The sequence below is a fragment of the Algoriphagus sp. oki45 genome, assembly GCF_036245605.1.
Taxonomy (GTDB): domain Bacteria; phylum Bacteroidota; class Bacteroidia; order Cytophagales; family Cyclobacteriaceae; genus Algoriphagus.
Genome location: NZ_BTPC01000001.1, coordinates 1,346,106 through 1,359,543, shown reverse-complemented (window position 1 = coordinate 1,359,543; position 13,438 = coordinate 1,346,106). Strand labels below are relative to the sequence as shown.

The window sequence follows — 13,438 nt, the reverse complement described above, 5'->3', positions numbered from 1 at the left end:
TACTCCCCGGGTTTTTCCTTTCAGAGGCAGTTCGGTCCGGTCTTTGGGATTGGAAATAATGCCTTAAATTTGGAATTCCTGAAAATTCATCCTTTAGTTCAGAACCAATGCAGAAATACCTTTCCTTTCTACTCTTATTTTTTGTGATCCAAATCGGTTTTTCTCAAGGCATTCCCGAGAATTATCAAAAGGCCAAGTCGGCTCTTTCCAGCGGGGATTATTGGGCTTCCATCAATGGGTTCAAGGAATATTTAGATCCGGAAAAATATGGGAACTTGGCCAATTATGCGGCTTTCCACAGTGCAGAAGCCTATCTGAAAGTCAATCAGCCAGCTCAGGCAATTGAAGTACTCAGGCCGGTTTATTCCAGAAATTGGAATAAGTCGGATGAAATGAAATATCTTTTGGCTTTGGGTTATTTCCAAAATGGGCAGACTTTGGATGGCTTGAGAATGGTGCAGCAGATCAAAAGCGAAGCAGTGATGTCCAAAGCTCAGAATGCTGTTTTTGATTATCTGGTAAAGGCTTCTCCTACCTTTTTGGTGACCAACCTACAGGAATTCAAATCTAATTCTGGATATACGGCTGCCATGGCCTTTGTCCTCCAGCAAAAAGAAATCATGACCGCAGGAGAGCGGGAGGCTTTGAAAGTGATAGGAGAAAGTAATCCAAATGTGGGTACAAAGCAGGATGAAGTCTTGGACCTAGTGGTCATTTTGCCATTTACCTCCGGAAATACGACGATTTCCAATATCTCATCCACAGACTTTATTTTTGAATTGTATCAGGGGATTCTTTCCGGAGTAAATCAGTTGAAGTCGGAGGGAGTCCAAGTGCAAATTCAGACTTTTGACTCGAAGCGGGATTTGAAGTATATCGGAAATCTGCTGAAAGATCCTGCTTTAGAAAATGCGGATGTAATAATCGGGCCTATCTATCCGGATGAGACTGATTTGGTAAGTCAATATGCAGAAGCGGAAAAAATCCCCTTTATCCATCCCCTATCCAATCTGGGAGAACGTTTTGAGCAATTGAAGTATAGTTATTTGTTTCGACCCTCTGTCCAATCGCTTTCAGAGGGTATTATCTCAGCAATGAAAAAAGAAAACTGGGGTAAAAGAGTAGCTATCGGTCATAGTTCTGCTTCACGGGATCAGGCCCTTGCTTCCTTGCTTAGGGATAGACTTTCTCGAGAAGGATATGAATTGGTTAATTACCAAGAGGTGGATCTCCGAAATGTGGTAGGGTTTTTCAATGATTTGGGTATCCAGGGAAGAGGTGATTCAATTCTCCGAGCAGATCAGGTGATTTTGTTGGGAGATGATCCGGCAATTGCACAGCCTGTTTTCGCACTTTTCGAATCGGTAACTATTTCTGTTCCTACTTTAGTAATGGACTCTTGGCTTTCCTTCAATTTCGCCAATTTTGAGATGATCGAGTTTCCGAATTTCTATTTCATCTCCAACAATACACCAACCTTTGGAAGCGAGTCCATGAATACCTTTCGGGATCGTTTCTATGAAAGAAATCTGATTTTCCCCAGCCTAAATGCCATTCTAGGCAGGGAACTGATCTATTGGATCCACACAAATCATGGGAAAGGTCAAGGCCTGAGGAATAGTCTAGATTCTCAAAGCTTTCAACCTGGCAAACTCACCTTTGGATTTAATTTTCAAAACCACAATTCCAATCAATTCTCCCCAATCCTGAAATTGGAAAATGGGGAGCTTATTCCATTAAACTAAACCATGCAGATTTCTGAAAGCAAGCGGCTTTTTGCCCATGCCCAAAATTTCATTCCCGGAGGGGTTAATTCCCCTGTTCGTGCATTCCGAGCAGTGGGAGGTGATCCGATTTTCATCAAAAGAGCCGATGGAGCCTTCATCTATGATGAGGATAATAATGCCTACATCGAGCTGATCAACAGTTGGGGTCCGATGATTTTGGGCCATAATCATCCCATGGTTCGGGAGGCGGTAATCCAAGCGATGGAAAACGGAACCTCTTTTGGTGCCCCTACTGCCAGAGAGGTAGAGATTGCAGAGTTGATAGTAAATATGGTGCCATCGGTAGAGAAAGTCCGAATGGTCAATTCCGGCACAGAAGCTACTATGTCTGCTATCCGTGTCGCTAGAGGCTATACCGGAAGAGATAAATTCATCAAGATGGAAGGGCATTACCATGGACACGGAGATTCCTTTTTGATCTCCGCCGGTTCTGGTGCGATTACTATGGGAAATCCGGACTCTCCGGGAGTGACGGCCGGTACAGCCAAGGATACCTTGCTTGCCCCTTACAATGATCTTCAAGCAATTGAAACTTTGGTAGCTGCCAATAAAGGGGAGATCGCAGCTTTGATTCTCGAGCCAGTACCGGGTAATATGGGGCTTACTTTGCCTTTGCCCGGATATTTGGAGGGGCTTAGAAAAATCTGTACCCGCGAGGGGATAGTTTTGATTTTTGACGAAGTGATGACCGGTTTTCGTCTTGCCAAAGGCGGTGCTCAGGAGCTATTTGGGGTGACTCCTGATATGACTACACTGGGAAAAATCATCGGTGGAGGAATGCCAGTAGGTGCCTACGGAGGAAAAAAAGAAATCATGGAATTCGTATCTCCTGCAGGACCGGTTTATCAGGCTGGTACTTTGTCAGGAAATCCAATTGCTATGGCGGCAGGATTAGCAATGCTAAGGCATTTGGATACTCATCCTGAAGTCTATGCCTCCTTAAACCAAATCGGGAAGCGTATAGCAGAGGGTATTGTGAAAATCAATCTTGAGCTTAATCTGAATTACACAGTGAATCATATCGGAAGTATGTATTCTCTGTTTTTTACAGATTCCCCGGTAGTGGACTTTGAGTCAGCTAAAAAGTCCGACACTGCACTCTTTGGAAGATATTTTCAGGCCATGTTGAAAAGGGGGATTTATCTGGCTCCAAGCCAATTTGAAAGTCTGTTCCTTTCCACAGCTCTGACTGATGAATTGATAGAGAAGATTCTATCTGCCCATAAAGAAAGTTTGATTGAAGTTTTAGGATAAAAATTGATTGAAATGTCTGTAAAAGTATACGGTATCAAAAACTGCAATACGATGAAGAAGGCCCTCGATTTTCTGGACGAAAAAGGAGTGTCTTTTGAGTTTATCGATTACAAAAAGCAAAAGCCCACGACTGATCTTCTAAAATCCTTTTTAGAAAAAACCAACTTAGCCACCTTAGTCAATAAGCAGGGGACTACTTATCGGAAGATGGATGAGGCGCAGAAAGCTGATTTGGAAAATGAAGAAACAGCCTTACTGATTTTGGTAGAAAATTCAAGCATGATCAAGCGACCTGTGATCCTTTCTGAAGATGGGAAATTGCTTGTAGGATTTGATCAGGAAAAATTCCAAAACCTTTTGGGGTAAATCCTTCATTTCTCTGATTTCTTTAATCTCAAATTACTGGAGTTTTCCCCAGTTTTCTTTCTTTTTTCCTAGAATCCCTAGTAGATAGGAAATCAGATATTATAATCTCATAGATGTCATCTATGGGATTTTTTTTTGAGGTAATGTTTCCGATTCAATACAAAAGGGTCCATAATCCCTTTATTCCAAGGCATACAACAGTAAATGATAATTTATTGGGTGAAAACACCCAATATTAAATTTTAAATAAGGAGGAAATTACCTATTGCGATAACTATTTTCAAAGATTAGATTTGTTTCGAAATGCAAATTTAATGTATTGAAAAGCGAAATAAAGTATATGATATTTCAGTTAGCTTTTAATAATCATAAGGGAATTTTATTTACCCATTTCATTAGCAAGAAATCAGAAACCAATTTTAAACTATTTATTTAATCAATTAAACTTCAAAAAACCATGAAAAAATCAATTTTATTCTTTGGTGCTTTTGCTTTTGCTGCATCAGTATCTTTCGGCCAAACTCCAACTGGTCAAAACAACACTTCAACAACTAATCAAATTGGAAATGACAACAATGCGACAGTAACCCAATTTGGAAACGACAACATTTCTGCCCTTACTCAGGATGGAAATAGAAATATGGGTGAAGTTAAGCAAGGAGGCTTTGGAGGAGGCGGTATTCAATCCAACAATGCAGAAGCCTTTATGCTTCAGATTGGTGCGGACAATAACGCTTTGATAGAGCAAAGACAAGGATTTTCCGCTGGAACTGCTGGTAGTTATCATGAAATTGTACAAGATGGAAAGGAAAATCAAGCTAAGCTCACCACCTTCAATGGAGGAAATGAGGGGTTTGTAGATCAGGCAGGAAATCGTAACTGGGCTTTAGGTCGTCAATCTTCATCCGGTCATTTACTCTTTATTGATCAAATCGGAAATGATAATAGAGCCGAAGTGGATCAATTAGGAGCAAGAAATAATTTTGCTCAGATCTTGCAAGATGGAAACCGAAACGATGCCAAGACTTGGCAAAGAGGAGATTCAAACAATGCTACGATTGTTCAAACTGGTAATGACAATGAGGCCATTGCAATCACTCAAGAAGGAGATGAAAACTCACTATTAGTTCTTCAAAGCGGTAATGGAAACGTATCTTCTATTGGTCAATTAGGAAATACAAATCTTGGTATAGTTGATATCCTGGGCAATAACAATATAACTTCTCTTTCCCAAACAGGTTTTGGAAACTCTTCTCTTCAAATTGTGACTGGCAATGGCAACATGTCCACTGTAGTTCAAAACTAATTAGTTATAAATTAAATCAATCAGCCGGGTAATGCCGGCTGATTCTTTTTATGAGAAAGTTAATTCTTGTTTTATTCTCTGCATTGTTGGGTATTCATTCCCAAGCTCAGGAGAATACAGCTATTTCCACCCAAACAGGAAATCAAAATTCATCATCTCAGACTCAGACTGGTTTTCAGAATTTATCTGAGGCTAATTCTACTGGTGATGAGAATACCGTGATTTTGGTTCAGCGTGGAGAGTTCAATGAGTCTTACCAAACACAGACGGGAGATAATAACAGAGCGGTGGTAAGGCAAGTCGGTTCTGAATTTGTTCAGAGTTTTACTGTAGGTAATCTGGCAGAGCAAAACCAAACTGGTAACAATAACCGGGCGACCATTATTCAGCTTGAGTTTGGAAACAACTACGGCTATCAAGAGCAGAATGGCAATGGAAATCGAGCTCGGATTTTGCAGGCAGGTGGTTCCGGTGGCAATTCAGGAGGTCCTCAGCCGCAGGCTCAGTCATCATTTACGGCATCTGTTGTCCTAGGTAGCTACAGCAATGAAGCGTTTCAAGTTCAAAATGGAAACAGAAACGCCGCTCGATCCGCTCAGTTTGGAGATGAGAATTTTGTTAATATTCTTCAGACTGGCAATCGGAATAAAGTAGGTACCTTTCAACTTGGGGAGGAGAATGAAGCTGATGTCATTCAGCTAGGAAATCGAAACTTTGCAGGACAATCCGCACTCGCAAATCCGGGTATTGTTCAGGAAGGGATTGGCAATTATGCTCTTCTCCTTCAAGATGGGAATGATAATAGTCATTTTACCACTCAAGAGGGAAGAAGAAATGAATCCTATCAGGATGTATTCGGGGATTTCAACGTAGGAGAGACAGAGCAATTTGGTAATCGCAATCTTGCAGAAATGGAGCAAAACGGAATGGATAACTTTGCTTCTATTTTTCAAGATGGTCGTAGAAACTTCTCTGGAATTTCTCAGTTTGGAACCGGGAACAATGCCCAAACGTTACAGATGGGTAACAGAAACTCTGCTACTATTTCGCAGAATTAAATTTTAATCTTACAGCCATGAAACCCAATTGTTTGTTTTTTGTCTTTTTGTTTTTTTCATTTCTTTCTTTTGGCCTTATGGGGCAAGAGTTAGAAAGTGAAAGGGATCTTAGGTTAGTGAGCAACCAAATCATATCCGCTTCGGGTGAACTATCCGGTAATGAAGCCCTTGTGCGCCAAATAGGAAACAACAATGATTCCAGAGCCTTTCAACAAGGTCAAAATGCACTTTCCATTTCACAGGAAGGGTCCCGGAATATGGGATATGTAGAGCAATTAGGATCTCAAAATCAGACGAATCTCAGGCAATTGGGTTCTTTTAATGAAGCTAGCCTATGGGCTATAGGACGGAATATTTCAATCAACTCTCTTCAGGAAGGAAGAGGGAACGTGGTAAATGCTTACCTAGAGTACAGCGGTTTATCAGGAAGATCAGCGGACTTAGTTCAAGTAGGAAATGGGAATAGAATCGATATTGCCTTATTGGGAAATGGATTTGTTTCCTCAGGACTCCAAGTTGCTGAAGTAAGACAAGTAGGTAATCAACATACCCTAGAGGCAATTATCGATCCATTTAGCGGTCCTATTTCCGTTACCCAGAATCCTGGAGCAAACGGGGCAGGAATGAGTTTGAATATTTCAACTTCGGCTTTCAACTTTCCGATGAGAAGATAGTTATTGGTTAATTGGATAGATTTTTTTTTATTGACTCCAGTTTAGAGATGTATGGAAGTGTCAAAAGTTGGTTTCCGATTACTAATTACCTGTTTTTTTATTTTCACCTCCACATTAGTTCGAGGTCAAGTTCAATCTACTTCTGAAAGTCAGAAGTCAGACACTACTCAAGTCACCAAGTCCAATACCCCTGAATTTTTGAAAAGCTTGGTTGAAGAAGTCAAAAACCAAAATTCGGTCAAGAAATCCTCCGATGTAGTTCTTGAAATTGATGGTCTACTGATCGATGATACCAAAACAAAAGGAGGGAGAGATTTTTATGATCTTTTCTTTAGAGATTGGGTAGCTCCTCCTGATGCTAAAAATTATTCTATATTTATAGTCGAAAGGCCCTTTAGACTAAATCAAACGACAATCGAAATTTCAATCAATGAAATCTTGGTTTTCCAGGCTTTTCTCCAGCCAAGGGTAGATTACATTGAGGAGTTAGCTCTTCAGTCTATTGGAATTACCCAGCAATATTTGGTGCAGTATGAGCAACTAGTCCGTGAATTGGATGGTGAAGAGCGAAGAGGTTCTGGAATATTTTAATATTGAGTTATGAAAAAAGTTATTCTTCTATCACTAATGTGCTTTCTATTGGTCGGAACTGCCGAAGTTCTCGCCCAGCGTTTTGTATACACTCCAAGGAATCCAGCTTTTGGTGGTAATACATTCAATTACCAATGGATGCTGAGCTCTGCACAAGCCCAAGACACTTTCGAGGATCCAAGAACTGCCTCAAGAGATCAATTTGGCCTAGGGAGAGATCCATTAAATGATTTTTCAGAAAGCCTAAATCGTCAGATTCTCAGCAGACTCTCCCGGGAGATTTTGGAGAGGCAATTTGGAGAGGAGTCTTTAGAATCAGGAACCTATAATTTGGGAGATTACCAAATTGATATTCGGAATTCGGGTTCTGGACTGGTTGTGACTATAGTAGATAATGTCACGGGAGCCACCTCTACCATTGAAGTCCCATTCTTTTAATCTGGAAAGATGACTAGGAAAATATTATTATCTACCAGGATATTCCAATTTATATTAGTAGTAACTATCTTTTTATTGGTGGGAGCATGCTCTCCCTATTATTACCAGCCATTTCAGCAAAGAAATGCTCAGCTAGGTCCTGAGACGCCAATGAAAAGCGAATTGTTGGAGCTTCCGCCTCCACAAGATCCCATTTATGTTGCTGTGTATAAGTTCAGGGATCAAACTGGTCAATACAAGGAGTCAAATGTAGGTGCTAGCTGGTCCACAGCTGTGACACAGGGAGCTACCAATATTTTGATCCGCGCTCTAGAGGAGTCCGGATGGTTTATCCCCATAGAGCGGGAAAACATCAGCAACCTGCTTAATGAACGAAAGATTATCAGATCAAGTAGAGAGCAGTATGAAGGGACAACTGATATTCTTTTGCCTCCCTTATTGTTCGCAGGGGTATTACTGGAAGGAGGAATTATTTCCTATGAGACAAACATTTATACGGGAGGTGCAGGGGTGAGGTATTTTGGTGCGGATGCTTCTGCAAGGTACCGTGAAGACAGGGTTAGTATTTATCTCCGTGCGGTGTCTACTAACAATGGTAAAATCCTAAAGACCATTTATACTACCAAGTCTATACTCTCTCAGGAAGTATCTGCCGGATTTTTCAGGTATGTGAAGTTTAAGCGTCTTTTGGAGGCTGAGACTGGATATACTTATAGTGAGCCTACAGAAATGGCCATAACTGAGGCAGTTGAGAAAGCAGTTTACAGCATGATAATCGAAGGGGTTGAAGACCAACTTTGGAATTTCAAGGATACTACGGAAGTTACTCAGAAGGTCATCGCAGATTATAATGAAGAAAAAAAGGAAAATATTCAGACCGATTACATCGGAAGAATGTATGATTCCAACCTAAGATCCAAGTTTTTCATTGGTGGACTGGGAACTCTCCAAACCTATGAGGGAGACTATTCCTCAAGCCCATTTACACCAGGATTCCGAGGAGAATTTGGTTTTGGATTTACCAAATCATTATTTCTGAAAGGTGGTCTTGGCTTTCAGCAAATAGAAGTCACGGATATTTTCAGGTCTTCTGATGCCTTTGCAGATGTCGGGCTGACTTACATTGGAAATCCGGATGGGAAAATTTCCCCGTATTTGGGGGTTTCAGGAGGCTCCTATTTTGACCTGCAAAGAGAAGGTGTTGGCCTATCAGGTAGAAGTTGGCTACCCTACGTCAGATACAATGGAGGAGTCGAATTTATGGTATCCAATAAAACTGCCCTAGTTGTGGACGGTTTTCTCAATCAAATGTTTTATGACTCATTTGATGAAGTTAATGCAGGGGCATTTAATGATTTGATTTGGGGATTTGGGATAGGTTTAAAATTTTATTTAGGCAATCAATCAAGCAATGAATAGATTTAATTTAGTTGTAATCTTTTTTTTGGCACTAGCTGTGTCTTCTTGCGAGGAAGAAAAATTTGATGTTGAGAAATTTGGTTCAATATCTGGTATAGTAGTGGACGGAAATGATTATTCAGCACTCTCCGGGGTACAAATTACCACTACACCACCCAGTACAGCTGTTCTTACTGATGAGAATGGAAGTTTTCAACTGGAAAAAGTTCAAGAAGGAGACGTGATTATTACTGCCAGAAAGGAGGATTTTCTTACCGGCACGGTTAGTATCGCTGTTTTCGAAAACGAAAACACAAACCTGACTTTTTTCCTTAGCAAGGATGAAGACGATGTCGGAAGTGTGGTGCTTTTTGATCCAGTCCCCGGCAACGGTGCTGTCAACCAAAGTCTAGCTTTGACCTTAGCCTGGAGAACAGACCAAAGTCAGGCTGATCGGCTACTTACCTACACGGTCTTTTTATTTGAATCCAATAGTACGGATCAGGAAATAATCGGGCAAAATCTTACCACAACTGAGGTAATTGCTTCCAATTTGAAGCCTAACACCACATATTACTGGTATGTGTTGGCCAAATTTGAAGGCAGAAATGTAGCCAATAGTCCCACTTGGACATTTAGAACAGGTAATGGATCATAATCTGATATGCTGAGGTGCTTATTCATATGTTCTGCTTTTGATGCGGAGGATAAGATTCCTCCATTTTTAAATCAGTTAGGAGCTGACGTTACCGTTACCTCTGATTTGGTCGAGTCTTTTGAAAAAATCGATTCAGGATCAGTGGATTTGGTCCTGTTTAAGTTCATATCTGAGAAGAATCCTATCCTTGATCTTTTTTTTGCCCTGAAGTCAAAAATGAGTGACAGAGGAGTTTGTTTCTTTCTTTTGGTCCCTCGGGAAATCAGAAAGGATCAGTTGATGGTTTATCTTGAAATGGGATTTGACAACTTGTTTTTTTATCCTTATAATTTTGAATCCATCGAGGCCAAAATCCGAAATCTGATTGAAAGAAAAAAAACTTTTGATTGGTTTGAAAGTGAGGATTTTCAGCGTTGGATAAAGCTTTCTTATCGGCCTATGGCCTTGATTAAGAAAAATTACATCTCTTTAGCGAATGATGTTTTTCTTGAACATTTAGCAATTTCAAATGGCAAGCTGAATTCACCATTCTCAGAAATGATTGACTTTTCTTCCATAAAAAGCGCAGAAATAGAATTGTCAAGATTTTTCAAACAACTTACACATACTGTTCTTTTGAAAGAAGTTCCTATCTCACCAGTTAAAAGTTTAGATCTGTTGCTTTTTCGTGGGAAAAACTCCCCTACACATGCTTTTTTGGTGGAAATTGTTGGGCAAAAGATAAGTGAATATAACTTGGATTATAAAATATATCCTTCTAAATCTTTCGGTCAATTTACTTCAAGAGAAAAGGAAGTCTTGTTGCTTTCCGAAAAAGGTTTACCGATGAAAGAAATCGCTGACAGACTTTCTCTTTCGGCGAGAACTATTGAAAGACATCGATCAAATATTCTCAAAAAAACTAATTCATCGAACATATTGGAGGCGATCTCCAAGGTGAATCGGTAGGTGCTTTCCAATCAGTCCAGTACTGTATTCCCTGAAATTTATAGTTTTAACACCAATAATTGTTAATAAACAATGGTGTCGGTTGCCATCATAGGAAGGTCAAATTGATATACTTCTAAAGCAAAAGGCAATCGGGATTTCGAATCGGCCTCTATTTCATTTGCTATAGAGGTATTGTAAGCAAAAACCTTCTGAATGGATTTACTGCTCGCTAAAGATAAAGTGTTGCTTAAAGTTACATTGGTTTCATTCAGATAGATCAGTTTTAAATGGGGTAATTTCGAAAGCTGTTCTAAATATATTCCTTGAATAGGGGTACGATTTAGTTTCAATACAGTCAAGTAGGGAGCATCAGCTATCTCTTCCAGTATAGAATCACTGAGTTGGGTTCCACTTAAGTCCAAATAGGCAATCCATTGGGCAATCATTTCCAGATTGTGCCAATCCGAATCTTTAAAATCCGGAAAATTTATGCAACTCACTTTGAGTAGAGGACTGCCCTGGGCAATTGGCTCCACGTAGAACCCTTTTTTTCGAAGTTTAGACAAGCTGTCTTCAGCCACGGAAGGAAGGTTTATAGTAGGGTAAAAAGCGATTTCTTCCCGTTGGAAAAAGGGTTCCAATATTTTCATTTCCGGTTTTGCAGCTCCTAGTTTAAGGTCAAAAGAAGCCTCATTTTCCAGCCAAAGGCGAAGCAGCTGAAGTTCCTCTTTTTTGGGTTGTCGCTTTTCCCTAGGCGGCATGTGGTCTTCGTGGTCCCGGGGAAGTTCCATCCTTGCGATAAGATTACTTTTAAAAAACTGGTGGAAATCAATCACGGGCCCATTCTCTCCACCTTTCAGTAGGGCTTCTTTGCTACTTAGATCCAGTCCCCCTTTCTTGTTTCGGGGATTGTGGCAGCTTTGGCAATTGGAATTTAAGATTGGCTGTACCACCTCCTCATAGTAGGCCAATTCCTCCCAACCATGCTCAGGCAAGGTCAATGGAGCTGCTGAGGAAGCCACTCCTCCAAAAAGGGATTGGAGATCTTCGGGCATCACTTCGGTGAAATAGCCTTCCCCATGGGTGATCGTTCCTCCCAAGTGGCCAGTAAATAAGAGAGCTCCAATCAGTGCTGTAGAGCTCCATTTCAGCGTGCTGGGGTCGTTTGTTTTTTTGCTTTTTCGATAAAAGAAAAATCCCGCAGCCGTAGTCAGAATCCCAAAAATCAGGTGAAACTGAACCGTGTCCAATGAAAAGCCTTCGAATTGGTATTGGAGAAATCCTGAAATACAGGCCAATACTCCTCCGATCGAACCCAGCAAAAAGGCTAGCTGAATGGCGGGCAGAAAGGTTTTGTCTTGCTTTTTCGAAAGAAAAATCAAAATCACCGCAAATACCAAAATCCCAATGGGCAAGTGAACCAAGATAGGATGAAATCGACCTAAAAGCGGCAAAAAGAAACTCAGCATATCAGGCAATGACAGATCGGATTAATTCGCCATGAACATCGGTCAGTCGGAAGGGCCTGCCCTGAAACTCATAAGTAAACTTCTCGTGGTCAAAACCCATCAAGTGTAAAATGGTAGCATGCAGGTCATGCACGGAGGTGCGCTCGTCTACCCCTGCAAAGCCGAAGTCATCTGTAATGCCGTAGCTCGCGCCTTTTTTGACCCCGCCTCCAGCCATCCACATCGTAAAAGCATCCACATGGTGATCCCGTCCTAGGAAACCCATTTTCTTGCCTTCCCGGTTTTCCTGCATCGGTGTGCGCCCAAATTCCCCTCCCCAGACAACCAAGGTTTCTTCCAAAAGTCCCCGCTGCTTCAAGTCCAGCAGCAAGGCGGTCATCGGCCTGTCGATAGTGCGGCACTTGTTACGCAAACCCATGTCGACGGAACCGTCGTGATCGGTGCCGTGAGTATCCCAACCCCAATCGTAGAGTTGGACTACGCGGACACCCTTTTCCACCAGTTTTCTTGCCAAAAGGCAATTGTTGGCGAAGGATTCCTCACCAGGCTGAGTGCCGTAGAGCTGATGGATATGCTCAGGTTCGTCGTTGATGTTCATTACCTCGGGCACTTCGATCTGCATCCGATAGGCCATCTCGTATTGATTGATGCGTGCAAGAATCTCTGGGTCTCCGAAGTTTTCAAAATCTTCCTGATTGGACTGATTTATCACGGAGATGACCTGCTTTTTGAGATCACGGGACATGCCGCTTGGATCCTCGAGGTAAAGCACCGGATCGCCTTTGGAGCGGCACTGTACTCCTTGGTAGACAGAGGGCAAAAATCCTGAACCCCAAACGCTTTTTCCTGCGTCAGGCGTTTTTCCACCGGAAGTCAAGACGACAAATCCCGGAAGATTCTGGTTTTCTGTACCCAATCCATAAGTCACCCAACTACCCAAACTCGGTCTTCCTAATCTCGGTGAACCCGTCTGCATAAATAGCTGTGCCGGTCCGTGATTAAACTGGTCGGTGTGCATCGCCTTTAGAAAAGCCACTTCATCGGCAACTTTGGAGAAATGAGGTAAGTAATCCGAAATCCAAGCTCCGCTTTCCCCGTGTTGGGAAAATTTGGCTTGCGGGCCTAGCATCTTTGGCACACCGCGAATAAAGGCAAACTTGCGTCCTTCCAACAAGCTCTCCGGACAGTCCTGATCGTGGTATTTGGCCAGTTCGGGTTTGAAGTCAAACAACTCCAACTGCGAAGGCGCCCCCGCCATGTGGAGGTAAATGATGGATTTGGCCTTGCCCAAAAATGGCGGAGGAAGGGGAGACAAGGGATTCAAATCCCGATCGCTGAGCTGAAGGCCTGTTTTCAGGGTTCCATTTTTTTCCAAGTCACAGCCAAAAAGCAATGGTGCCAAAGCAAGCCCGCCCATTTTGCTCACGCAGTCGAGGAGAAAATGCCTTCTTGTCTGCGTCTGCAGTTTTTGGTTGACCAATTCGTTCAGTAGCTTTTCCACGTTCATCG

At 41.8% G+C, this 13,438-nt stretch carries 13 protein-coding genes; 11 read left to right on the top strand and 2 right to left on the bottom strand.

Going from position 1 to position 13,438, the window contains the following annotated elements:
- The first annotated feature begins 107 nt into the window (after positions 1-107).
- From AAA942_RS05935 to AAA942_RS05885, 11 genes are all read left to right on the top strand, one after another.
- Entirely contained in the window at positions 108-1,745 is a 1,638-nt protein-coding gene (locus AAA942_RS05935; RefSeq protein ID WP_338219320.1) for an ABC transporter substrate-binding protein, read from the top strand.
- 3 nt (positions 1,746-1,748) lie between these two features.
- Positions 1,749-3,041 (top strand): glutamate-1-semialdehyde 2,1-aminomutase, encoded by a 1,293-nt coding sequence (gene hemL, locus AAA942_RS05930; RefSeq protein ID WP_338219319.1) that lies wholly within the window; start codon positions 1,749-1,751, stop codon positions 3,039-3,041.
- A gap of 12 nt (positions 3,042-3,053) precedes the next feature.
- Positions 3,054-3,407, top strand: coding sequence for a Spx/MgsR family RNA polymerase-binding regulatory protein (locus tag AAA942_RS05925; RefSeq protein ID WP_338219318.1), 354 nt, complete (start codon positions 3,054-3,056; stop codon positions 3,405-3,407).
- Positions 3,408-3,864: 457 nt separating this feature from the next.
- On the top strand, positions 3,865-4,713 hold the full coding sequence (locus tag AAA942_RS05920; RefSeq protein WP_338219317.1) for a hypothetical protein: 849 nt from the start codon (positions 3,865-3,867) through the stop codon (positions 4,711-4,713).
- Positions 4,714-4,763: 50 nt separating this feature from the next.
- The gene (locus AAA942_RS05915; RefSeq protein WP_338219316.1) at positions 4,764-5,771 is read left to right on the top strand and encodes a hypothetical protein; all 1,008 of its coding nucleotides are present in this window, start codon (positions 4,764-4,766) and stop codon (positions 5,769-5,771) included.
- Between the two features lie 116 nt (positions 5,772-5,887).
- Complete coding sequence (locus AAA942_RS05910; protein ID WP_338219315.1) at positions 5,888-6,445, top strand: hypothetical protein; 558 nt, start codon at positions 5,888-5,890, stop codon at positions 6,443-6,445.
- Positions 6,446-6,643: 198 nt separating this feature from the next.
- On the top strand, positions 6,644-7,036 hold the full coding sequence (locus AAA942_RS05905; RefSeq protein WP_338219314.1) for a CsgE family curli-type amyloid fiber assembly protein: 393 nt from the start codon (positions 6,644-6,646) through the stop codon (positions 7,034-7,036).
- Between the two features lie 9 nt (positions 7,037-7,045).
- A complete protein-coding gene (locus AAA942_RS05900; protein ID WP_338219313.1) occupies positions 7,046-7,474 on the top strand; it encodes a curli production assembly/transport component CsgF in 429 nt (142 codons plus the stop codon).
- Between the two features lie 150 nt (positions 7,475-7,624).
- Positions 7,625-8,893: a CsgG/HfaB family protein gene (locus AAA942_RS05895; RefSeq protein WP_338219312.1), complete on the top strand. Its 1,269-nt coding sequence runs from the start codon at positions 7,625-7,627 to the stop codon at positions 8,891-8,893.
- Entirely contained in the window at positions 8,886-9,530 is a 645-nt protein-coding gene (locus AAA942_RS05890; RefSeq protein ID WP_338219311.1) for a carboxypeptidase-like regulatory domain-containing protein, read from the top strand. Before AAA942_RS05895 ends, AAA942_RS05890 begins: the two co-directional genes overlap by 8 nt.
- Before the next feature lie 279 nt (positions 9,531-9,809).
- Positions 9,810-10,478 carry a helix-turn-helix domain-containing protein gene (locus AAA942_RS05885; RefSeq protein WP_338219310.1) on the top strand — a complete coding sequence of 223 codons (669 nt, stop codon included), beginning with the start codon at positions 9,810-9,812 and terminating at the stop codon, positions 10,476-10,478.
- A 62-nt stretch (positions 10,479-10,540) separates the two neighbouring features.
- Here the strand turns inward: AAA942_RS05885 and AAA942_RS05880 are convergent, their stop codons facing one another.
- Both AAA942_RS05880 and AAA942_RS05875 read right to left on the bottom strand, forming a co-directional pair.
- On the bottom strand, positions 10,541-11,929 hold the full coding sequence (locus AAA942_RS05880; protein ID WP_338219308.1) for a c-type cytochrome domain-containing protein: 1,389 nt from the start codon (positions 11,927-11,929) through the stop codon (positions 10,541-10,543).
- Between the two features lies 1 nt (position 11,930).
- The gene (locus tag AAA942_RS05875) at positions 11,931-13,436 is read right to left on the bottom strand and encodes a DUF1501 domain-containing protein (protein ID WP_338219307.1); all 1,506 of its coding nucleotides are present in this window, start codon (positions 13,434-13,436) and stop codon (positions 11,931-11,933) included.
- Positions 13,437-13,438 lie beyond the last annotated feature (2 nt).